Genomic DNA, 22,952 nt, shown 5'->3' with positions numbered 1-22,952 from the left:
GCCGGATGCGAACAGCGAACGACGAACGGCGGTCTACGCTACTGTTTCTCTTCCCCCGCGTCTTCAGCCTGGCTAACGTGATTGGCGGTGTTCATCCCTCGTAAAACGTCATTGGTGAAAAAGAATTTTCCGTCGGCAGGCACCATCATGATCTGCAATTTGTCCGACAGACGTTCGGCAACGATCTTGTTAATCAGCAATGGATTCTGTTTCAGAACGACGCCTTCGTTCTTCATGCGTTCTGCGTCTGCGATCGCGGTGATCCGGATCCGTTCGGCTTCGGCTTGCGCCAGCAATTTGCGCCGCTCCATTTCCGCTTTGCTGTCGATGATCTTGGCTTCTCCCGCCGCCTCGGCGCCCTTTACGGTCGTTTCCTTGCGCGCTTCCGCTTCCAGTTTCGATTGTTCGATTTGCTTCTGCTTCAGAGGCAGCAAGTACTGCATCGCATCCGCTTCGCCCTTGGCCTGTAATACGCGCACCGCGGCTTCGCCTTCCGCGCCTTTGACTTGTTGTGCCTTGGTCGCTTCGGCATCGGCTTCTGCAATCTTGACTTGTTTCTGATGGATTTCCGTCTCGACTCCCATGCGATCGTTTTCTTGTTCCTTCAGTAAGAGTGACTCCAGTCCCTGCGCATACTCCTGCGGCAGTTGAATGTCGCGCAGCATGACTTCCTTCACGACGATCCCGTCAGCGGCCAGGCGTTTGCGAATCAGTTCCGACGCGCGCTGGCGAACTTCCTCCCTCTTGCTCGAAAACACTTCTCGGACCGTGTACGCCGGTACGAGTTCCCGCCACGCCGTCGCCACCACCGCCGGGACAATCTCTTTTTCCAACGGTTGTGGCAGGTTCGCCTGAATGAAGTCCAGATGCTTCGGATCAACCTGGTACCTCACGGTGATGGCGAGGCCAAGCGTCAGTCCTTCTTTGGCTTGCACATGGAGACCTTCACTTTTCGGGGCACCTTTCACAGTCGAGTCTTCACTGATCCCGGTGGTGAACAATTGATCGCGCGTGTTGAACAACTCGATGTGCTCGGCGAGAGGCGCAACGAAGTGCACGCCTGGATAGAGCGTTCCCGCGAGCGTTCCTTGCGTCAGGCTCACGCGGACGCCCGCCATCCCGCTCGGCACAAAAACGATAGCCGCCGAAACCAGCAGCGGCGCCCAGGCCAGCATGGCAAGAGCGATCGAAGTGCGCCACCGGACGAACGGTGTGACCGCGACCGGCGCGTCAGCCAGCGGCGCAAGCCGTGATCTCCGGTATGCCAACAGCAGTGACAGATCGTAAGTGAGAATTCCAGCGGCGATCGCGAACATCGTGATCCCCGCGCCTACCAGCAAGTACTTCAGCAACAGCATGGTCGTGCTCCTCTCAATTTTTTTGCCCAGGGTTGGAAGGTTCCGGGCGGCGGGCAAACACCACGCGGAAGATGCGTCCGAAAATGAGTTCTTCGATCAGAAGGGCGGCGGCGAACGAGAACATCAGCCCACCGACAACGACGAGGAATTGAAGAAGAGTTTCCATGAGAGCCTCCTTGCTTGCGCACTAATAAAAGCAAGCGTGGAGCCAGAGCTATCTACTTGTAAATAAGACGGTTACCTGGACGATTGAAACGAAAATCGTGTGCCTGGGAACGCGTGCGTGTCAGCGTTGACACAGGGGCCGTTGGTGCTGAGAAAGACGACTAGTGGAGGGAAATTTCGTTGGATAGGAGCTGCAGGGGTGTCGGTTCCTTCCCTGCATTGCAGATCGATCGCGTATCGAAGGAATTGAACGGGCGGGTCGGCTTCAGTTTCTTAGAAGCAACGCAGGCCTTCAGGTGCAAACGAGCGCGGATCTGGTGAGGGCCCTTACCTAGCAGCCACTCACAGCCGACGCAGCGCGGGTGTATGGACTCATCGTCAGGCGGGGGATAGACCACATCCAGCCCGAGAGATTCTAACCGAAACCTACGGACCCGACTCTCACCGCGCGAAAAGCGTTGCGCAAATCCGATGACGCTACAGAGTTGATACGAGACGTGACCAGGCGAATAGGGGAACGCTCTCCAGGTACCATCCGCCTGCTGAAAATCGATGTCAGGGACGATTTCTCCGCATCCTCCCGGACCCCACATCACAAGCGTTTCTGGACCATCCTTCCTGAGGGTGACGGTGAGCGGCACACAAGCTGGCGGCGGGTGTGTAGCTAAACAATTCTTGAATTCACTTGAGTCTGGAGGTTCAGCTGAATCCTGGCTAAGCGACAGCGTCAGTCCATGAAAGTAACCCGGTGGTTGCGGCTGGGCAACTGCGGGGGCTCTGTCTTGCCCAATACACAGACACTCCAGAACCATCGGGATCACAAGAAGTGTCAACACGAAGTTTCGTTTGGCACGTGCCATAAGCAACGGTCTATTGAAACTGCTATTTCCCGATCTGTGCCACCGGCGGTGACGACGCATCGGAGGGCACAATGATATTTTCCACCGACAATCGCCATTCTAGGCAAGTCTCAACCAATAATTCTACGGAGGGGAGGACCACTACGGTGTGACGCGGAGCACCGCGTAATATGCCATGCCCCCGGCGAATCCGGCTGAATCGGCTGTTTCCCCGGCCGGGAGCGCGCTATTGTGTACCTATGAGTTTTGGCCGCCCCAGAAAACTCCTTACCGAAGCAGAACTCTACGAGTACGCCGTGGGAGCGCTTGGCCGTCGCGCGCGTTCCGTCGCGGAACTGAAGCGTCTGCTGAGGAATCGAGTCGAGGCTGATACCGAGATCGGCAAGACGCTGGTCGAACTCATTATTGTCCGCTTGAAGGATCGCGGATACCTGAACGACGCGAAGTATGCCGCGGCGTACTCGTCCTTTCGCCGCGACAATGAAAAGTTTGGGAGTCGCCGCGTGATCACGGACCTGAAAATCAAGGGCGTCCACCCGGAAGTGATCGAGAAGGCGGTGGCATCAGCGTACGAGGATGTCAGCGAAGAGAAACTCGCTCGCGACTTCCTGCGCCGCAAGCGTTTTCAGAAACCGAAGGATCAAAAGCAGACAGCTCGCATCTACCGGCAGATGATGCGCGCAGGGTTTGGAACGAAGACGATCTTCCTCATTCTCAAGAATTGGGAGGTGGACGACGAAACCCTAACCGCTCTGGAAACTGAAACGATCGAAGGCGAATAGGAGCAATGTCAAAAGCTTGCCCGCATCAACTTGCATCCGCTCTCCCTATCCTTCATACTCGACCGATCCCAAGTTCAATCTCTGGAGGAACCATGAAATATCAACTCGCATTGGCCGTGCTCGCTCTTGCCGCGTTTGCTTATGGGCAGGACGCCGGCAGTGACATGAAAAAAGCCGGCTCTGAAATGAAAGACGCAGCCAAAGACACTGGCCACGCGACCAAGACCGCCGCGAAGAAAACCGGTCATGCCACCAAGAAGGCAGCCGAGAAGACTGCCGACGCCACCACTGACGCAGCAAAAGATACCGGCCACGCGACCGCCAAAGCTGCTGACAAGACAGAAGACGCTACCGAAGGCGCCGCCAAGAAAACCGGCCACTTCGTGAAGAAGGGCGCCAAGAAAACTGCCCATGCCACCAAGAAAGCAGCCGAGAAGACCGCCGACGCGGTGAAGTAAGACTCGCTGTAGGGGCTGTGGTGCTTACGAATTACCAGGGGTTCGGCCGGCATGCTGCTGGCGGATGAGATCTTCGACATCGGCGATCTTGTCTCCGAGCAGATGCATTTTGTGGGCGAGTCCCTGGATTTCCGCTTCCGCGCGCCGGTTGACGTCGTAGTCCAACTCGCCGCGCAGCCTGTCTTTCTTATCCTGCCGGTTCTGGCTCATCATGATGACGGGGGCCTGGATCGCCGCCAGCATCGATAAAAACAAATTCAGCAAGATGAACGGATAGGGGTCCCACGCCCGCCCGCGCAGCCCGATGTTGATGGCGGTATAGGTCAGCAGCACCACGGCGAAGGTCGTGATGAAAGTCCACGATCCGCCGAAGCTGGCGACCTTATCGGCGACGCGCTCACCCAGGGTTTCCTCTTCTTCGATGATCTCGTTCAGATTGCGCATGGCGCGCACCCGCACCAGTTGCTGCGCGGCGTGAAACTGTTTTCCCAGCACGGACAGCATGTCCATGCCGGCCAAAGGCTTGCGCTGCAGCAGCACGGAGATGTCTTCGCGATCCACCTCGATACAGATGGACTCCTCCAGCGCGTTGGCATTGGTCTGGTGTGGCGTCTGATCGAGCATGGAAGCGAAGCCGAAAAATTCCCCATGCACCGGCTCGTCCACGACAACTTCTTGGTGATCTTCGTCGACCGTGGTGACGCGCACCATGCCGGAAACCAGCACATAGGCCTGCCCACCGGAGTCGCCAATTTTCCAGATACGCTGGCGGGGAGCGAATGTCCGGACTTCAACCTGTCCGGCGAGGACCGCGGTCTCATCGTCGTCGAGTAAGGCAAAGAGCGGAACTTGTCTAAGAATTTCCGGATTGCAAGGCATGGTATTACTCTCCCCAAGAAAGCTTTGCGGACCAACGGAAGATCATAACCACGGAGGTCACAGAGTTCACGGAGAAAAGATTTAGAGTAGAGGATTTCCTCCGTGATCCTCCGTGTCCTCCGTGGTAAAAGCCTTTGGCTGCTGACGTGAATCGCTCGGACTCTCCCTTCTACAATCTGACGCCAAGCCTCTGACCTCGCTCCCAATCATTTAGAATTTAAGTTTCATGCTCACAGGCTCGCAAATCCGCCGCCGCTTTCTGGACTTCTTCATTCAGAAGGGACATCGCGAAGTCCATTCCTCGTCGCTCGTCCCGCAGAATGATCCCACTCTGCTCTTTACCAACGCGGGGATGAACCAGTTCAAAGACGTTTTCCTCGGCCTGGAAAAGCGCGACTACAACCGCGCCACGACTTCCCAGAAATGTGTGCGCGCCGGCGGCAAGCATAACGATCTCGAAAATGTTGGCTTCACCAACCGCCATCACACGTTTTTCGAGATGCTCGGCAATTTTTCTTTCGGCGACTACTTCAAGAAAGACGCCATCGCCTACGCCTGGGAACTGCTGAGGTCGCCTGAGTGGTTCAATATTCCGAAAGACAAGCTCTACGTCACGATCTTCAAAGGCGAGAACGGCGTCGAGCGCGACTCCGAAGCCTACGATTTGTGGCTCGGCCAGCAAGTCCCGAAAGATCGAATTTACGAGTTCGGTTCCAAAGACAACTTCTGGCAGATGGGCGACACCGGCCCTTGCGGCCCATGCAGCGAGATTCATTACGACATGGGCGTGGTCGCGTCCGATCAGGGACACAAGGCTTGCGAGTTCGGCTGCGACTGCGGGCGCTATGTCGAGATCTGGAATCTGGTGTTCATGCAATTCGACCGCGATGCTTCCGGGAAGCTGACGCCGCTGCCGAAGCCGTCGATTGATACGGGGATGGGGTTGGAGCGGGTGGCGTCGGTGTTGCAGGGTGTGATTTCGAATTACGAGACGGACCTGTTTACTCCCCTGATTGCTCGGGCAACGGCACTGGTCGGTGGCACTGCACATGTGGAGCCGGGTCTTCGACCCGGCGAGACGGGGCAGAGCCCCGTTCCCACATCGGCCGGCACCGCTTCGGCAGCTTCACTCCGGGTAATTGCAGACCACGCCCGCGCCGCAACGTTCTTGATCTCGGACGGAGTCATTCCACTGAATGAAGGCCGTGGATATGTCCTGCGAAAGATTATTCGCCGCGCCATCACTCACGGACGCTTGCTCGGCCAGACGAAGCCGTTTCTGCACGAGATGGTCTTCGCAGTGCGCGATTTGATGCAGGATGCATTTCCGGAATTGAAGGAATCGGCGGAGCGGGTATCGAAGGCCGTGCTGGCGGAAGAAACACGGTTTGCGCACACGCTTGACCTGGGATTAAGGAAGTTGGAGGACGACTTGAAAGAGGCCTTCACTACTCTCAAGCAACATATGCAGGGTAGTGTGGGAAAGGATGCGGCTGGCAGCGCATCGCCGATTTACCCAGGAGATCTCGCGTTTAAGTTATACGACACATTTGGCATGCCATTGGATTTCATCCAGGATGCATGCCGCGATCAAGGTGTGGTTTTCGATCAAGCAGGCTTTGACCGTGCGATGGAAGAGCAGAAGACTCGCGCTCGCGCCTCCTGGAAAGGCGCCGCCAAGCAGACTGCGAATCCGTCGTATCAGCAACTCCCGAAGTCCACCTTCGAAGGCTACCGCCAGACGCGCTCCGAGAACTGCGAAGTCCTCGCCATCATCAGAGACGGCCAGGGCGCTCAAGAACTGAAAACTGGCGACCAGGGCGAGATCATCCTCGACCACACGCCCTTCTATGCAGATTCTGGTGGACAAGTTGGCGACCGTGGATGGCTCTACTCCGATGATCACAATACTGTCGTCGCCGAAGTGACGGGTTGCTACTCTCCGATTCAGGGAGTGCGCGCGCACCAAGTCACTGCCAAGCAGTCGATCCGCGTAGGCCAAAAAGTCGACGCCGTCGTCAACACCGACATCCGCGAAGCGACGATGCGCAACCACACTGCCACGCATCTCCTCCACGCGGGACTAAGAGAAGTCCTCGGCAAGCACGTGAAGCAGGCCGGATCGCTGGTCGCGCCCAATCATTTGCGCTTCGACTTCTCGCACTTCACCGGGGTCGAAGACGTAGAGTTGCAGGACATCGAGGACATCATCAACAAAGAAGTTCTGCGCAACCTCAAGGTCGAGACCATCACCGACGTACCCATCGACGATGCCGTCAACAAGTACCACGCCATGGCGCTGTTCGGAGAAAAGTATGGCGACAAAGTTCGCGTAGTGAAAATCGGAGACTTCTCCACCGAACTCTGCGGCGGCACGCACACACTTGCGACCGGTGAGATTGGACTGATCAAGATTCTGAAAGAAGGCAGCGTGTCGTCGGGCGTGCGCAGGATTGAAGCCGTCACCGGCGAAGGCTCGCTGAAGCATTTCCGCAAGGATCATGCGCTCGAACATATCGTCGCGTCGTTGAGCAACAAAGAACACGATTCACCCGCCGCAGCCTTGCGCGGCGAAATCGATCGCCGCGATGCCGAGATCAAGCGCCTGACGCGCGATCTCGACCAGGCACGGATGAAGTCGGCATCGTCTTCAGCGGCTTCTGCTACCGACAACGTGAAGGAAGTTCGCGGCGTCAAAGTGCTGGCCCATCGCGTCGACAATCTGGAAAGAGCGCAGTTGCGAACGCTGGTCGATCAACTTCGCGACAAACTCGGATCCGGAGTCGTCGTCGTCGGCTCGGCCAGCAACGGCAGTGTGTCGTTGATCGCCGGAGTCACCAAAGATCTGACCAGCCGAGTGCAGGCAGGAAAAGTTGTCGGCGCGATCGCGGAAAAAGTCGGCGGCAAAGGTGGCGGGCGTCCCGACCTGGCCGAAGCCGGTGGCAAGAATCCGGAAGCGCTGGACTCCGCTCTAGCCGAGGTATACAAAGTCGTAGAGGCTTTACTGAAATAGGGTCGTTGGTCGTTCGTCTTTCGTCGTTAGCAAAGCATCTTCATTGCCAAGTAAAAAGGGCGAACGACGAATGACCAACGACTAAAGACCACCGACCAACGACCAACGACATTCACTATGGACGACCGCATTCATTTCATCGAGCACAAGGGCAAGAAGATCCTGCTGTGCGACTTCTCGCATGCCACCGCCCATCAGATGCAGCTTCTGCTGGAGCATCTGCGCATAACAGTTGCCCAGCACGGTCACGAGACAGTCGTCACTCTAGCTGATCTCACCGATGCTGAAATCGACCGCACAGTCGCGACCAGAATCAAGGAAGTGTTGACCCTGGATCGCCCCTTCGTCAAAAAGACAGCTTGGGTCGGCACCGAAAAAATCCCCCACGCCCTCATGGAAGGCTTTCACACCTTCTCGCAACGCAACATCGCAACGTTCAAAACGCGCGAAGAAGCGATGGACTGGCTGGCGACGGCCTGACTGCTTTGCTTCATCATTGACGGAGGCGCAAGATGATCATTTTCCGCGTCCTGTTGCTGATGGGTCTGATTCGCCTCTTGATCGAAACTCATAAACCTTTGCTGTGTTCCGGAATCTACGCAGCCATCGCAACCGGCATGGCATTGATCAGCGGGGACGGAATCGGTGCGCTTGCGACGGGCGGGATCGCGTTCTTGCTTTCCAGTGCCTACTTCTGGCTGCTGGATCGTTTTGAGGAAAGCATTCTCTTCTGGGTCATCATGGTCATTGGATTAGTCATCGGCCTGGTATGAGCAACGTGAAGTCGGCTTGCTTCAGCTTCGCCAGCGCAAAGTCACCCGTCCGCTGAGAGGATGCTGAAATTCTCCGCCATTTCTCTTAACGTCGAGCATGGCCTGCTTCAACCCGAAGTACCACTTGGCAGGACGGTCCGCATCGTCGATCAGCATCAAGTGGGGATTGTGTTTCAGTCCCTCGGATTGCTCTTCCATCGTCTTGCGATCCTGCTCGACGAATTTTGCGAACACGAACTTCAGCAGTTCCGGCGCAAATGGCACCCAGCGAAAAATATTCCACGCCGCGACTACATCGATGCGGCAATGGTTGCGCGTGATCGGTGTCACGGTGGTCACGCTTGAGAACCAGTACTTGCCGACGCGAATAATTTCCGAACGCATGTTCGGCAGGACGAAGTCGATCGTCGTTGTGACCGAGTCGCCGTCCGCATACCACCGCAGAAGCTTGTAAGGAGCGCTGTTCGAGCTGGGCGTGTGCGCGCTCATGCGGAATCCGTAGGGAATCGGCTCAAAGTTCTTCTGTTTTTCGTGGATCGAACTCTGTGTGCGCCACCACCATGCCTGGTGGACAAACGGCCCGTGTGCCGGATCCATCAGTCCAATGATGCCGTGATCAACGGAGCAGGGAAGGTCTGCGGTGAGATAGGCAAGCTTGTAGTGCTCGCTGAATTTCGGAACTTCGGGCGCCGGTGCCGGGGCAGGTGCAGCCTTCGTGAATCCAGCGCCGGCAGGGCCGGTCTCGGGAATGAATACCCAAACGAAATCATCCCGCTCTTCGCACGGATAACTCCTCGCGTAAATGCGATCCACTTTCAGTTTCTGGTCCGCGACTAGTGAAGGGATCAACGTGCACTGGCCGCTGTGCGCGTCGAATCGCCAGCCGTGATAGGAGCACTCAATCTCTGTGCCCTCAAGGTGTCCGCAGGAAAGCGGCATGCCGCGGTGAGGACAGGCATCACGCAAGGCAAACGCGCGTCCCGAGCGATCGCGCCCCAACGCGAGCGGAATCTCAAGCAACATCGCTTTTGCTAGTTTGCCGCGGCTCAGTTGGTTCGAAGGCAGCGCGCGATACCAGAAGCCGAACAGCATGAGCGAGTCGGGCGTCTGTCGTTCGAGTGGGGAATCGTCCGGCATGCGATGTGAGGATATCGCACAGAGCGGAAAATCAAAACCTTTTCACCGCAGGCGCTGGTTTAGATTCGCGTAGGCCAGCTGGGCGGCGCCAGGGGCTTCAAGGTGTTCCAGGAACAGCCTCCGCAGCAAGGGAGCACTGATGGTTCCTTCCAGGTAAGCATCGTAGAGGTCGTTTCCCAGCAGGCATCCCAGTTGTTGCGTAACGTATTCCCGTTTGCGTCCGCTGAATGACAGGGCGCGTGACCAGTCGGGAGCGGCCGCACGATCGGGGCGTCCTGACTCGCGATGCCAGGCAACGAAATCGATAATTTCCACGGCATCCGAGTAAGGCAGGGAAGTCTGTTGCTCGAGATCTTCGCGAGTCAAATCATAGAGCGCCCGCAAGTCCGCGTCACGAAACGCCGGGCGTGCGGGATAGAGAATGCGCGATCCAAAACAAGCGAGAGCATTTTCCAGCGTTGCGGCAAAGAAGGCATCATGTGGCGCGCGCGGCTCGGGAACTTTTCCGTTGACGCGATCTGGCAGGCCGCGGCAGGCATGGTGCAGGAACCGTGCGGCATCTTCCGCACCGGTCATCATGTGGAACTTACGAATATAGAAGGCGTTGAGCGGCGCCAGGTATGCGCTGCCTCGATCGTGCACGCGCTGCAACATGGCCTTGCGCTCACTGGCCGAAAACCCTTTACGTGACAGAAGTCGTCGCAAAAGACTGTCCGAGTTGCGGGAATAGACTTCCGGCATCAAGTCGACCAGCAGGCGTGGCTGCGTTGTGTTGTGCGGCGAATATAGATTGATGCCGAGAAATCGCACCAGTCCGTCGATCAGGTTGTAAACGGTGGGTCCCAGATCAATCGCGCCTTGTTCATTTCGTCCCCAGCGATTGAGGTAAAGCCGGTAGTTCTCGTATTTTTCCAGCGGCGTCGCGTTGAAGACGCAGACCACGTCGTCGGCAACGCGCACCGCTTCCACGTGATCGGATGGCTCGCCCGCAGCCCGCCAGTAGAGCGCGTCCACGTTTTGCAGCGCCGTAATCACGCGTGCATTCGGAAGACGCTCCCTAACCTGCGCCGGCAGATGCCGCGGCGCCAGATGCGATTCCCCGAACAACACCAGCACAAGCGCATCGGGATGACGCGCGTGAATTTCAGCAATCTTGTCGGCGGCGTGACGGTCGCGCGCGTTGATCTTTCGCAGGTCTTCGCGTGGCATGCAGTCGAGTCCGTAAACGCCGATCGCATGGTCGCGGGCCGCGGAGAGCAATTCGTAAAACGGAACCCAGTCGTATCCCCAGTCGAAGTCGAAGCGGACGCGCTCGCGAAACTCCGCTTCCTCGATCTCGCCGCGCCACCATTCGTCGACAATGTGCTGGTCGCGGGAAAAAATCGTCTCCACTCCCAATACCAGTGGACGCCGGTTTACTTCCGGATCGCGCATCAACGAAGCGAGAAAGCGCTGCGAACTCGGTAATGCGTGATAGTCGGCAACCAGCGCAATCTCGGAGCCCGCGATCTCGTCGCGAACCTGCTCTGGCGTAAGGATCTCCTGGTAGGACTGGTAAGCGTCGCGGAAGTCGCGAAGATATTTGCGTCCGCCGGCATGATCGTAAGAGCGGATTTCGCGCTCCACCCCGACCAGCGCATGAAGCTGCGCCGCACTCCGCCGTGACCGCAATATCCCTTGCGTCGCCATATCAATTTTCTAGTAGAGATGCGGCTTGCCGCGTCTCCGTGTGCAGCGCCATCTCCGATTGCGGCGGAGACGGGGCAAGCCCCGTCTCTACTCCGCACTTTTTCCACTCGCGTCCTGCCTTGACTGAAAGCCCGGCCGGTCCCTATGCTCAACTTCGATGCAATCAGTGGCCTTCGCCACAGGGGGGAATCTTGTATCTTTCGCCGCCGGAAAACCTTACCGTTGCCACCACCGGCGCCAGTGGGGCGTTGTTCCTGAAGCACTTACTGCTGACTGTCGAACGCGATGACCGGGTCAAGACCGTTAATTTCATCGCTTCCGGCAGCGCCTTGCGCGTCATTGCCGAGGAACTTGGAATCGAAGGCCGTTCTGACCTGCTACGTCAGATCATCGGCACACCGTCGGAGAAGATTCACCATCAGTCCAATTCCGATATCGGCGCCAACGTCGCCAGCGGGTCGTATCCTTCGGACGCGATGGTCGTGATTCCTTGCAGCGTCGGTACTCTGGGCCGCATCGCCAACGGCATTGCTTTGCACCTGATCGAGCGCGCTGCCGATGTGTCCCTGAAAGAGCGCCGGCCGCTGGTGTTGTGCGTGCGCGAAACGCCGCTCAACAAGATCCACATCCGCAACATGTCCCTAGCAGCGGACGCAGGGGCGACGATCTTTCCGCTCATCCCGGCCTTCTATAACCGTCCGACTAGCGTCGAGACCATGGCGCACGAGTTCGCGAATCGCGTTCTAGCTCACATCGGACTCCCGCAGAAGGACGCGTTCCAGTGGAAAGGCTGAAGTGAGTTCTCAGTTCCCGGTTCTCAGTTCTCAGTGAAAGCGCATACCGCCAAGGTTTTCTGAGAACTGAGAACTGGGAACCGAGAACTGGTCTAAAGATCTATGACTTAGGGGGAAGCCGTCCCGCTCTTTGCAGGGTCTTATCAGTCTAGGGAGACGACAGCACCAAAGGTAGATGCCTGCTGTGCATGTACAGCGGATTCGATTTCGCTGTTCCTGACACCTAATCCCTGACACCTAACCCCTGTTTTTCTGTTGCCTTCCATGGAACCCCACCCTTGTGCCGTTGACTCGCAACGACGTTTTTTTGTAATCTGCGCTTACACCGGAAAGGAGGTGGTCGGATGCAAAGTTCAGATGCACATTGTTGTTCCAGACCAGGTGAGGTGGCTGAGACTTAGAGCGGTTGCTCTAATTCTATGGGGAGTTTCTGTAGACCCTTTGGTCGGGGAAAGCAGAGACCTCTCTCGCAAACAATCCGTGAGTATGGGCTGATCCACCCGGCGCAAGCTGCTCCGGGTACCGGAATGAGCGGGGGGCCACGAGAGTGACCGCCTCAGTCAATCCCAACCAGTCCACCGGACAGCCCGCAGGCTGCAAAGCTTGCGGGCTGTTCTTTTGAGAGCAGGTGTCAGGTGTTAGGTTCTTAGGTATCAGGAAGACCTTCGGACCGGTATCCTGAGACCTAAGAACCTGACACCTGACACCCGCTTTTTGAGTTAACATTACCGGCCAGGCGGTTGACTTCCTAAAACCTAACACCTGAGACCTGACACCTTGTTTCGAGACCTTCTCCTATGAGCGACAAGCATTTCCGGGCCCGCATCACGGCGCGAGCGGAGTTCGCGCACGACCTTTGGATGATCCGCATCGACCCAGGCGCAGCCTTTCCCTTTCAGCCCGGCCAATATGCCACGCTCGGCGTGGAAGGCTTCGACGTGGAAGGACGGCGCCTGGAGCGTCCGTACTCCATCGTGTCTTCCCCCCACGAGCGCGAAGTGGAGTTTTTCTTCGAACTCGTGCCCCATGGCGCGACCACGCCTCCGCTGCATTTGCTGCACCTCGGCGACGAAGTCATGATGCGCAAGGTTCCCAAGGGCCGTTTCACGATGGACACCTCGAATCCCGAACGCAACCATCACTTGTTGCTCTGTACCGTCACCGGCATCGCGCCTTTCGTGAGCTATGTGAGAACGCTCTTTAAAGACTGGAAAGACGGCAAGTTCAAAGGCGACCACAAATTATTCGTGGTCAATGGTGCCAGCCGCTCGTGGGAATTCGGGTACCGCAGCGAGTTGGCAAGCTTCGCGCAGGAAGTGCCTTGGCTGACGTACATCCCGACCGTGAGTCGTCCCTGGGAGGACGCCGACTGGAAAGGCGAAGTTGGACGTGTGGATGAACTGATCCGCAAATACACCGATCAATGGGGATGCACGGCGCAGAACAGCACGGCCTATCTGTGTGGGCACCCGGACATGGTTGAGAATGGCAAGGGAATCCTGAAACGCGCTGGCTTTCAAAAGGAACATCTCAAGGAAGAGATTTACTGGATTCCAGAAAAGGCCGCGACTTAATCACTTCACGTGGCTGGTTGTTTTTGGGTGGCGCAGCGGTTTACCGCTGCGATAACAGTCACTCCAGATGACGGGCTTCAGCCCGAGGTCCAGACTACTTAACGGGGATCGCAGCGGCGAACCGCTGCGCCGCCCAAAAGCAGGAACTGACTAGACGCTGTCACTCCTGCTCGGCCGGCGCGAAGAACACCAATACTTCCAATTCTTCCTGGATGTCGTAGAACTTGTGTTCCGCTTCCGCTTCCACGAAGATGACCGACCCTGCGCGCACCTCAGCATGCTCGACGCCAATCTGCATGCGCGCGCGTCCGCGAACCACGAAATACATTTCATCTTCGCGATGCGGTTTCTGAGGATCCCTACCGCCCTTGGGAAGCACGTACACCCCGGCGCTCATCGCCGGCACGCGCAGAAACTCCAGGTAGAGCTTTCCCTTTTCGGCACGCTCTGCGTTGAGTTCGTTGATGTGAAAGAAATGATTCATGGCTGGAGTCTTTCCAATGCCGGAGACGCGGCAAGCCGCGTCTCTACGGATTGGCTCTACTGAGAACCGGGAACTGAGAACTGTTTTCCTACGCCACTGCTCCGCGGAAAAATATATCCGTGAATTGACGGACGATCACATCTCCGGTGAGCGGGCCATCAGGCTTGTACCATTGGTAGATCCAGTTGACCATTCCCAGCAACGCGAAGGCGGCGGCGCGCGGCGTGACTTGCGAGGCTGAGCCGCGCTGCCGCTGCACGTCGGTAATCAAATTTTCGACGAAGTGGACGTAGTCTTTCTTGCGAGCGTTGATCTTGCGCCGAAACGGAGCCGGCAGCGGATGATTCTCGTGCAGCATCACCGTGATCTCGCGATCTTCTTCACTGATCACGACTTCAATATGCAAACGGATTAGCGTGCGCAGCCGCTCTTCCGCCCCTTCGACTCGCCGCGCCGTATTGATCACCCGTTCCTCGGTGATGTCCATGGCATGCGACATGATGTGGAACAGGATCTCGTCCTTGGACTGGAAGTGATGGTAAAGGCCGCCTTTAGAGAGCTTGAGCGCGGCCGCCACATCGTTCATCGACGTGGCATCGTACCCCTGCTGCTGAAATAATCGGGCGGCGGCGCGCAGAATTTCCTGACGGGGTTCGACGGTCGCTTCGCGGTGCATTCCTCAACATGGTATCGCGGAATGCGGAGCAGGCAAAGTCATCCAACTGGATGTTGCGGGCAGTGAAGCGTTGACCACGAAGGGCACCAAGGTTGCACGAAGGATCACGAAGGAAATCGCCAAGCCAGCCTTCGTGTAACCTTGGTGCCCTTCGTGGTTGGGCGTAGACCTTTACTCATTCGAAAAAACTGCAGCTCCGCTCTATCCCGCCATCGCGTACAAGAACTCGACGTAGGACCGTACCGCGCCATCCATCCCCTGCACCTTGGGATTGGACGACTCGATCAAGAAGTATTCATTTGGAGCATGGGCGCCGTTGCCATGGCCCAATCCGAAGCCGCCTGCCGGGAGGTTCAAGGGGGCGCCGGTGAAAACGTAGCCTGGCCATGATCCGGCGCTGCGCGGCATGACGATCGGATCGATTCCGGCGCGCCGATAGGTTTCCAGTTCTTTCTTGATGATCGGTGCGTCGGCCGACGTGCTGTTCGGATCGTATCCGCCTGTCATGTTGACTTCGATGTCGCCGAATCCCTGCTTCGCAAGATGGGCTTTCAACGAAGCCAGCGCTTCGAGGGCGGTCATGTCCGGCACCAGGCGCAGATCGATCTTCGCCACCGCTCGGTGCGGAAGAATCGTCTTGCCGCCCTGTCCGGTGTAACCGCCGACCAGCCCTTCGATGTTGATGGTGGGCCGCGACATCAGCATCTCAAGCGATTCGCGATAGCCGACGTCGCCGATCCAATGCTTCACTCCCATCTGCTTCATGTCGGTTTCTTCGTTCATGCGCTTGGCTGCAACTTCGATCATCGCTTTTTCGGCTGCGGAGAGCGGCCGCGCTTTGTCGGCGAATCCCGGAACCGCCGGCGTGTTGCCATCCGCCGACACCAGCGTATTGAGCGCCTTCACCAGGTGCCATGCAGGACTATCCACGCGAGCCTTTTCGCTGGAGTGTAGATCAGCCGCCGGCCCGCGTCCCCACTTCTCGCCGCTCGAGACCAGTTCCAGTTCCACGACGCCTTTTGCGCCCAGGTCCATGACGATGCTGCCATCGAGATCCTGCGCCGCGTCGGGGAGGAAGATTCCTTCTGATTTCTTGAGTGCTGCAATCACTTCCGGACGGCGTACGATTTGCGCAAAGTGCGGTGAACCGATTTCTTCTTCTCCCTCGGCAACCAGCACCAGGTTGACGGGCAGCTTTCGTCCCGCGCCGCGAATGGCATGCAAGGCCGCGAGGAATGTAGCTTCCGGCCCCTTCTGGTTGACCGCGCCGCGTCCGACAACAACTTTGCCCACCCCGGGCTTATCGACCAAGGCCGCATCCCACGGCGGTGACGACCATTCCGCGGGATTCACCTGCTTCACGTCATACATGAAATAAACGCCGAGCGTTTTGGGAGCGCCCGCGTCGAGCGTGGCAAAAATACCGGGTTGTCCGTCGGTAGGAACTTTGTTAACGGACTGGAATCCGGCATCGCGCAGCATCTGCATGGTCAGCTCGCAACCTTCGTTGACCTCGCGATTCTCCGCGGCAATCGATGGCTGGCGGATCCATGTCTGCAGGCGTTTCACGGATTCATCATGACGCTTCTCGACTTCCTTGAAGATCGGATCCAGGTCGGACGAGGCAGCAAAACTTAGTTGAGCGGAAGTCAACGCAGCGGCGGTAGCGGTTACACCCCATACAAAAGTTCGTCGGTCCATATTGCGTTCAGTCATGGCGAGGAGGGTATCGCGAAGAAAGACAGCTTGTCCACCGGGCGAGAAAAACGTAAAGTGCCCGAATGCGGCCCAACCGATCCGTGCCACCTTGTGTCGTAATTCCTGTGCTCATCTACCCCGATCCGTGCGCAGCGGCCGATTGGCTATCCAGGGCGTTTGGCTTCTCCATCCGCCTCCGCATCGCCAATCACCGCGTCCAGATGAAGGTGGGGAACGGTTGCGTCACTATCGCGGAAGGCAGCGCGATTCCCAACCACTCGCACGTGATTCAGGTTCGCATCGAAGATGCCAAGGGTCACCGCGAGCGCGCGCGACAGAACGGAGCGATCATACTGACCGAGCCCGTAGACCACTCCTATGGCGAGCGCCAATACAACGCGCAGGATTTTTATGGTCACCGCTGGGACTTTACGGAGACTGTCGCCGATGTCGCTCCCGAAGAATGGAGCGGGGGTGAATTTCATCTGGAGTGATTCGATTTCTCAGCTTCGAGTCTGAACCTGATAAAGCGTATAGGTCGCGATCTCTCCGGTGCTTTGGGAGACTCAGATCGGGGTTGACACCAAAGGCATCGAACACATAGCATTAAGCGATGCCGACCGACCGGTCGGTCTACCTTGTTCGCCCAGCACTTCTTTAAGGAGTCTTAACCGTGGCCACAGTTTTCTATCAGAACGACGCCAACCCTTCCGCCCTCAAAGGCAAAACCATTGCTGTCTTCGGCTACGGATCCCAGGGACATGCCCAGGCGCAGAACCTGCGCGACAGCGGATATGACGTCATCATCGGCCTCGATCCCGAGCGCGGTTCCGCCAAGCAGGCGCGTGCCGACGGCATGACCGTCCTCGCTCCCGCCGAGGCGGCTAAGCGCGCCGACTACATTCAGATTCTCACTCCCGACGAGACCCAGGCTGACTTCTACGAGTCCGCGATCAAGCCGCACCTCACCAAGGGAAAGATCCTCGGCTTCTCGCACGGCTTCAGTATTCATTTCAAGGCGATCGATCCTCCGAAAGACGTGGACGTCGTCATGATCGCGCCCAAGGGCCCCGGCCACCTCGTCCGCCGCGTCTATGCGCAGGGTGGAGGCGTGCCCGCGCTGCTAGCCATTCATCAGGACGCCAGCGGCCGCGCTCACGAATACGCGCTCTGCTACGGCCACGGCATCGGATCGACGCGCGCCGGCGTGCTGCAAACGACTTTCAAAGAAGAAACCGAAAGCGATCTGTTTGGCGAGCAATCGGTTCTCTGCGGCGGATTGACTTCGCTGATGCAAGCGGGCTTCGAGACGCTCGTAGAAGCCGGGTACGCTCCGGAGATCGCCTACTTCGAGTGCGTTCACGAAATGAAGCTCATTGTTGACCTGATTTACGAAGGCGGTTTCAGCCGCATGCGCTATTCGATCTCGAACACCGCCGAGTATGGCGATCTGACGCGCGGTGGAATCGTCGTCGACGATGCTGCGAAAATTCGAATGAAGGGAATCCTCGCCCGCATCCAGGACGGCACCTTCGCCGAAGAGTGGCTCGCCGAAAACAAAGCTGGCGGCAAGAAATTCGCCGCGCTCCGCGAGAAAGCAAAGCAGCACCCCATCGAAAAAGTGGGCGAGCAACTGCGCGCCATGATGTCATGGCTGCCCGCGGAAAAGAAGAAAGGTACGGAAGCGGAGAAAACTCCAGCGCCCGCGGCCGTCAACGCGTAAATCGATTCGGCACTTCACGTTTGCAACCGTGAAGTGCGCTACTTGCTACAATCTGGGACGGAATCGCGCTGCTGAATCCCTCCCATGGAAAGAGTCTCTGAGATAGACGGCCTGCGTGCCCTGGCGGCTCTTTCCGTCTTCGTGCATCACGTCTTCGGCTTTCCTGCCATTGTGAGAATTACCGGTGCAGGCTGGATCGGCGTAGACCTGTTTTTCGTGATCTCGGGCTATCTGATTACCACGATCCTGCTTGAAATGCGCGATGATCCCCACTACTTCAAGAATTTCTACATGCGGCGTACGCTGCGCATCTTTCCGCCCTACTACGCCTTTTTCTTGATTTGTATCTCTTGCGCGGCGTTGGCAGGCAGCTACCATTTTTCCTGGCGGCTGTGGGGAGCATTGGCATTTTATGGAACGAGTCTGGTCGCGACGCTACCTTGGTTCCCGGGAGCTTTTGCAAGGCTGCCTGATCCGGCGCGCGCCATCGAAGTCACTTGGTCGCTTTCCATCGAGGAGTTGTTTTATCTGCTGTGGGCGCCGGCTGTCCGTTTCATAAAGAGAGAGCATTTGGGTATTTTGCTATTCGCGATTATCCTGCTTGCCCCTGCCGTCAGATACTATGTGCATACCCCGGGTAACCGGACCGAATACTATTTTTTCCCCGCCAGAATGGACTCCCTTGCCTTCGGTGCTCTTTTCGCCGTGTACCGCGGCCGGTTCCGCATGCCTGCAAAGTTGGGATATTTATTTGGCATAGGGATGGTTTCATCTTCCCTGATGTTGCTTTTTGTCGCTGACCCACAACGCAACCCTTGGTTCTCCGTTTGCGGCTACACCGTGATCGCATTCACAATGACTCTGGCGCTTGCTTACGTGCTGGATCGCTCGGGCGGAAACACTTTTGTTTGCAGGATACTTCGGTCACGAGCACTGCTGAAGTTGGGAACCGTGAGCTATATGTTCTACCTGCTGCATTTGTTCGTGATTAAAGTTTTCCGGACCGTGTTTGCAGATATTCTAGTGAGTCACTGGGCGTTGAACCGGATTCTGCAGGTAACGGGAAGTTTCGCTGTGACCTATATTCTCGCCGCGCTTTCCTGGAGATATTTCGAGTCGCCCATCCTGCGCTTGAAATCGAAATTTGTTTCCGGGACAGCAAATCGAATCCAGCCTTTGCCGGTGACTGATCAACAGCGCGAGTCGCTCGAAACAGTCTGAAAGTTTTTTAAGAAGCAATTTCTAAATCTAGGACTAATCCATGGACCTCAAACATCGCAGTCGCAGTATCACCGATGGGCGCGACCAGGCTCCGGCTCGCGCCATGTATAAATCGATCGGCTTCACGGATGCCGACCTTGCAAAGCCGCTGATCGCCGTCGCCAACACTTGGATCGAGACCATGCCCTGCAACTTCCACCTGCGCCGTTTGTCGGCGAAGGTGAAGGAAGGCATTCGCGCGGCGGGAGGTACGCCGATGGAATTCAACACCATCGCCATCTCCGATGGCGAGACCATGGGCACGGAAGGCATGCGGGCCTCGCTCGTGAGTCGCGAAGTGATTGCCGACTCCATCGAACTGGTCTGCCGAGGACAGTTGTTCGACGCCGCCGTATGCGTGGTTGGTTGCGACAAGACGATACCAGCCGCGGCCATGGCACTGGCTCGCATGAATCTACCTGGCCTGGTTCTTTACGGCGGAACCATTGCTGCCGGGAAGTACAAGGGCAAAGACGTCACTATTCAGGATGTGTTCGAAGCGGTTGGTGCGAATGCGGCCGGCAAGATGAGTGATGCGGATCTGCTCGCCCTCGAAAATGTTGCCTGTCCCGGTGCGGGCGCATGCGGTGGTCAGTACACCGCCAACACCATGAGCACCGTCATGGAGTTGATCGGACTTTCTCCCATGGGCTTCAACGGCATTCCTGCGATGGATCCTCGGAAAGACGAAGTTTCGTTCCGCTGCGGTGAAGTGGTGATGAATTTATTGAAGCGAGGAATTCGGCCGAGCGACATCCTGACGCACGCAGCGTTTGAGAATGCGATTGCCGGCGTGGCGACGACCGGTGGCTCGACCAATGCTGTCCTTCACTTGCTCGCGATTTCCCGCGAGATCGGCCTTCCTCTCCAGATCGACGATTTCCAGCGCGTCAGTGAACGTACTCCGCTGCTGGCCGATCTGAAGCCGGCGGGAAAATATGTTGCTGCGGACGTGGATGCTGCGGGCGGCATTCCTGTCATCGCCAAGCGGTTGCTCGATGGCAAACATGCCGATGGCTCAACCATGACGGTAACGGGAAAGACATTTGCCGAAGAAGCGAACGCGGCGAAGGAAACTCCCGGCCAGGCGGTCATCGCTCCCTTGAGCAAGCCGTTGAAGGCGACCGGCGGCTTGGTCATTTTGAAAGGGAATCTCGCTCCGGGCGGCGGCGTGGTGAAGATGAGCGGCCACGAACGCGGATCGCATACGGGTCCAGCGCGCGTTTTTGAATCGGAAGAATCCGCCATGAAGGCAGTGACCAGCAAGCAGATCAAAGCGGGGGACGTTGTTGTCATCCGCTATGAAGGTCCGAAGGGCGGACCGGGCATGCGCGAAATGCTGAGTGTGACTGCGGCGATTGTCGGCGAAGGGCTCGGCGAAAGCGTCGCGCTCATCACCGATGGACGATTTAGCGGCGCCACGCGCGGACTGATGGTCGGACACGTTGCGCCAGAAGCGGCGCTGGGCGGCCCAATCGCGGCTATACGCGAAGGGGACCGCATCACCATTGATACCAAAGTCCGCAAGCTGGAACTGGAAATTTCCGACGCCGAAATTGCCCGGCGTATGGCGGAATGGAAAGCTCCTGAGCCGCGCTACAAAACCGGAGTATTCGCGAAGTACGCTGCGCTGGTTACGTCCGCCTCCGAAGGCGCGATTACGACCCCTGGACGCCACTGACACGGAATGTAGGTCGGGACAAGAGTGTCCGACCTACCCTCTCTCCGAGTTACACTCGTCTTCTACTGCATAAGGAGAAACCTATGTCCAAGGCAGTCGTCCGTTTTCTTGCCATCCTGGGAGCGTTGTGGCTGATCACAATGGTGATCATGATCGTGTTGGTTTTGGGGATGAAAGGTACTGTCCCCGAGAAAACCATTCTGGAAGCAAACTTCGAACAGGCCTTGCCCGAAGACGTTCCGGATAGTCCGACCGCCAAGTTGATGAACGGAGAGCGAACGACCCTGCGGGATGTCGTAGACGCGATCGATCGCGCGTCGACGGACGATCGTGTTGTCGGCATGGTCGCGAAAATCGGTGCTCCTCCACTCGGCATGGCGAAGGTGCAGGAGATTCGCGAAGCCGTCGGGCGCTTCCGTGCGCACAAGAAATTTGCCATTGCCTATGCCGAAACCTTCGGTGAGTTCGGTCCCGGCAACGGCGCGTACTACCTGGCTACTTCGTTCGATCAGATCTATCTGCAACCTTCTGGCGACATCGGATTGACCGGCATCATCATGGAGTCTCCGTTCGTCAAAGGGACGCTGGGCAAGTTGGGCATCACTTTCCATGGCGATCATCGCTACGAGTACAAGAACGCGCTCAATTTCTACACCCAGACCAAGTTCACGCCGGAGCATAAGGAGGCGATGACGGCGATCATGAATTCCTGGTTCAACCAGATGAAAGACGGCATCTGCCAGGCTCGCCAGATCGCGCCCGAGAAATTCCAGTCCATCGTGGATGCAGGACCCTATCTGGGAAAAGAAGCCGTATCGGCGAAGCTGGTGGATGGTGTTGCGTATCGCGACGAAGTTTACAGCCAGGCCCGCAGCAAAGCAGGCGCGCGCGCGCAGTTCCTTTATCTCGGGAAATATCTCGACCGCGCCGGACGCCCGCATGATAAAGGCAAGAAGATCGCGCTCGTTTTCGGCGTCGGTGGTGTGACCCGTGGCCGGAGCGATTACGATCCCGTGCAAGGCAGCCAGAATATGGGATCCGACACGGTTGCGGGCGCAATCCGTGCGGCGGTTGCTGACAATGATGTGAAAGCGATTCTGTTCCGCGTCGATAGTCCCGGCGGTTCGTACGTCGCTTCCGACACCATCTGGCGCGAAGTCGTCAACGCGCGCAAAGCCGGTAAGCCCGTAATTGTTTCGATGGGGGACCTCGCCGGATCCGGCGGATATTTCGTTGCCATGGCCGCGGACAAAATCGTCGCGCAGCCGGGAACGATCACTGCGTCGATCGGCGTGCTCGGCGGCAAGATGCTGACGTCCGGCTTGTGGGACAAAGTTGGCCTCAGCTGGGATGAGGTTCATCAGGGCAACAATGCCACCATGTTCACCGGTACGCAGGATTACACGCCTGCCGAATGGGCGCGGTTCGAAGCCTGGCTCGACCGTGTCTACGTGGACTTTACCGGCAAGGTTGCAGACGGGCGAAGGCTGTCCAAAGAAAGAGTTCTAGAGATTGCAAAGGGACGAATCTGGTCCGGGCAGGATGCCAAGAATCTAGGACTGGTGGATGAACTTGGCGGTTTCGATACGGCTCTCACCCTTGCCAAGAAAGCGGCCGGCATTGCCGAAGGCGACGACGTAAAAATCGTCGAGTACCCGAAGCCGAAGACATTCCTGCAGAGCTTGCTACAGCGGGGAGGTGCCGACAATAGCGACAAGGAAGCCGTCGGGCAGACCCTCGCGCGCATTCTGGAAACAGTCCAACCCGTCGCCCGCCAGCTCGATGCCGCGGGGATCACTCGCAAGAAAGAACAAGAGGATGTTCTAAGAATGCCCGATGTCGAGGCGGGAAAGTAGGAAGTCTCGGTTCTCAGCAAGGAAGGAAGTGCTGAGCAAAGCCGCATTCCGAATGAACTAGGATCTGAGGTAATAGACGGGAAACTGAAAAC

General features: G+C 57.4%; 20 protein-coding genes. 11 read left to right on the top strand and 9 right to left on the bottom strand.

What is annotated here, in order from left to right; genetic code table 11:
- Positions 1 to 38 precede the first annotated feature (38 nt).
- On the bottom strand, positions 39 to 1,358 hold the full coding sequence (locus tag HY010_20485) for a hypothetical protein (GenBank protein ID MBI3478118.1): 1,320 nt from the start codon (positions 1,356 to 1,358) through the stop codon (positions 39 to 41).
- Between the two features lie 13 nt (positions 1,359 to 1,371).
- Positions 1,372 to 1,524 carry a hypothetical protein gene (locus tag HY010_20480; protein ID MBI3478117.1) on the bottom strand — a complete coding sequence of 51 codons (153 nt, stop codon included), beginning with the start codon at positions 1,522 to 1,524 and terminating at the stop codon, positions 1,372 to 1,374.
- Between the two features lie 1,098 nt (positions 1,525 to 2,622).
- Between HY010_20480 and HY010_20475 the strand changes: the two genes are divergently transcribed.
- Together HY010_20475 and HY010_20470 are read left to right on the top strand one after the other, a co-directional pair.
- Positions 2,623 to 3,165, top strand: coding sequence for a regulatory protein RecX (locus HY010_20475; protein MBI3478116.1), 543 nt, complete (start codon positions 2,623 to 2,625; stop codon positions 3,163 to 3,165).
- 92 nt (positions 3,166 to 3,257) lie between these two features.
- Positions 3,258 to 3,623, top strand: coding sequence for a hypothetical protein (locus tag HY010_20470; protein ID MBI3478115.1), 366 nt, complete (start codon positions 3,258 to 3,260; stop codon positions 3,621 to 3,623).
- Positions 3,624 to 3,647: 24 nt separating this feature from the next.
- Here the strand turns inward: HY010_20470 and HY010_20465 are convergent, their stop codons facing one another.
- Positions 3,648 to 4,502 (bottom strand): DUF1003 domain-containing protein, encoded by an 855-nt coding sequence (locus HY010_20465; protein MBI3478114.1) that lies wholly within the window; start codon positions 4,500 to 4,502, stop codon positions 3,648 to 3,650.
- Positions 4,503 to 4,728: 226 nt separating this feature from the next.
- Here HY010_20465 and alaS point away from each other — a divergent pair, with 226 nt between their 5' ends.
- From alaS to HY010_20450, 3 genes are all read left to right on the top strand, one after another.
- A complete protein-coding gene (gene alaS / locus HY010_20460) occupies positions 4,729 to 7,515 on the top strand; it encodes an alanine--tRNA ligase (GenBank protein ID MBI3478113.1) in 2,787 nt (928 codons plus the stop codon).
- 117 nt (positions 7,516 to 7,632) lie between these two features.
- Positions 7,633 to 7,995, top strand: coding sequence for an STAS/SEC14 domain-containing protein (locus HY010_20455; GenBank protein ID MBI3478112.1), 363 nt, complete (start codon positions 7,633 to 7,635; stop codon positions 7,993 to 7,995).
- 32 nt (positions 7,996 to 8,027) lie between these two features.
- Positions 8,028 to 8,288, top strand: coding sequence for a hypothetical protein (locus HY010_20450; GenBank protein ID MBI3478111.1), 261 nt, complete (start codon positions 8,028 to 8,030; stop codon positions 8,286 to 8,288).
- A gap of 21 nt (positions 8,289 to 8,309) precedes the next feature.
- Here HY010_20450 and HY010_20445 read toward each other — a convergent pair whose 3' ends face one another.
- Positions 8,310 to 9,425, bottom strand: a complete 1,116-nt coding sequence (locus HY010_20445) for an aromatic ring-hydroxylating dioxygenase subunit alpha (protein MBI3478110.1) — start codon at positions 9,423 to 9,425, stop codon at positions 8,310 to 8,312.
- A gap of 42 nt (positions 9,426 to 9,467) precedes the next feature.
- The gene (locus HY010_20440) at positions 9,468 to 11,114 is read right to left on the bottom strand and encodes a ChaN family lipoprotein (GenBank protein ID MBI3478109.1); all 1,647 of its coding nucleotides are present in this window, start codon (positions 11,112 to 11,114) and stop codon (positions 9,468 to 9,470) included.
- A 191-nt stretch (positions 11,115 to 11,305) separates the two neighbouring features.
- Here HY010_20440 and HY010_20435 point away from each other — a divergent pair, with 191 nt between their 5' ends.
- Both HY010_20435 and HY010_20430 read left to right on the top strand, forming a co-directional pair.
- On the top strand, positions 11,306 to 11,908 hold the full coding sequence (locus HY010_20435) for a UbiX family flavin prenyltransferase (protein ID MBI3478108.1): 603 nt from the start codon (positions 11,306 to 11,308) through the stop codon (positions 11,906 to 11,908).
- A 797-nt stretch (positions 11,909 to 12,705) separates the two neighbouring features.
- Positions 12,706 to 13,482 (top strand): ferredoxin--NADP reductase, encoded by a 777-nt coding sequence (locus HY010_20430; GenBank protein MBI3478107.1) that lies wholly within the window; start codon positions 12,706 to 12,708, stop codon positions 13,480 to 13,482.
- 160 nt (positions 13,483 to 13,642) lie between these two features.
- Here the strand turns inward: HY010_20430 and HY010_20425 are convergent, their stop codons facing one another.
- The 4 genes from HY010_20425 to HY010_20410 form a co-directional block, all read right to left on the bottom strand.
- Positions 13,643 to 13,966, bottom strand: coding sequence for a cupin domain-containing protein (locus HY010_20425; protein ID MBI3478106.1), 324 nt, complete (start codon positions 13,964 to 13,966; stop codon positions 13,643 to 13,645).
- Positions 13,967 to 14,054: 88 nt separating this feature from the next.
- Positions 14,055 to 14,642, bottom strand: coding sequence for a TetR/AcrR family transcriptional regulator (locus HY010_20420; protein MBI3478105.1), 588 nt, complete (start codon positions 14,640 to 14,642; stop codon positions 14,055 to 14,057).
- A gap of 201 nt (positions 14,643 to 14,843) precedes the next feature.
- Positions 14,844 to 16,358: a M20/M25/M40 family metallo-hydrolase gene (locus HY010_20415; protein MBI3478104.1), complete on the bottom strand. Its 1,515-nt coding sequence runs from the start codon at positions 16,356 to 16,358 to the stop codon at positions 14,844 to 14,846.
- A gap of 146 nt (positions 16,359 to 16,504) precedes the next feature.
- The gene (locus HY010_20410) at positions 16,505 to 16,825 is read right to left on the bottom strand and encodes a hypothetical protein (GenBank protein MBI3478103.1); all 321 of its coding nucleotides are present in this window, start codon (positions 16,823 to 16,825) and stop codon (positions 16,505 to 16,507) included.
- A gap of 188 nt (positions 16,826 to 17,013) precedes the next feature.
- On the opposite strand from HY010_20410, the gene ilvC reads away from it, so the two are divergent.
- The 4 genes from ilvC to sppA all read left to right on the top strand — a co-directional run bounded on the left by ilvC (position 17,014) and on the right by sppA (position 22,860).
- A complete protein-coding gene (gene ilvC, locus HY010_20405) occupies positions 17,014 to 18,063 on the top strand; it encodes a ketol-acid reductoisomerase (GenBank protein ID MBI3478102.1) in 1,050 nt (349 codons plus the stop codon).
- Positions 18,064 to 18,147: 84 nt separating this feature from the next.
- Positions 18,148 to 19,284: an acyltransferase gene (locus HY010_20400; protein MBI3478101.1), complete on the top strand. Its 1,137-nt coding sequence runs from the start codon at positions 18,148 to 18,150 to the stop codon at positions 19,282 to 19,284.
- Positions 19,285 to 19,324: 40 nt separating this feature from the next.
- The gene (gene ilvD / locus HY010_20395) at positions 19,325 to 21,004 is read left to right on the top strand and encodes a dihydroxy-acid dehydratase (protein MBI3478100.1); all 1,680 of its coding nucleotides are present in this window, start codon (positions 19,325 to 19,327) and stop codon (positions 21,002 to 21,004) included.
- Between the two features lie 83 nt (positions 21,005 to 21,087).
- Complete coding sequence (sppA, locus tag HY010_20390; GenBank protein MBI3478099.1) at positions 21,088 to 22,860, top strand: signal peptide peptidase SppA; 1,773 nt, start codon at positions 21,088 to 21,090, stop codon at positions 22,858 to 22,860.
- Positions 22,861 to 22,952: the final 92 nt, after the last annotated feature.

It is taken from the genome of Acidobacteriota bacterium, assembly GCA_016196065.1.
Taxonomy (GTDB): Bacteria; Acidobacteriota; Terriglobia; order Terriglobales; family Acidobacteriaceae; genus Acidiflorens.
Note: the sequence above shows the minus strand (reverse complement) of the source record. Positions and strands in the feature narration are given on the sequence as shown.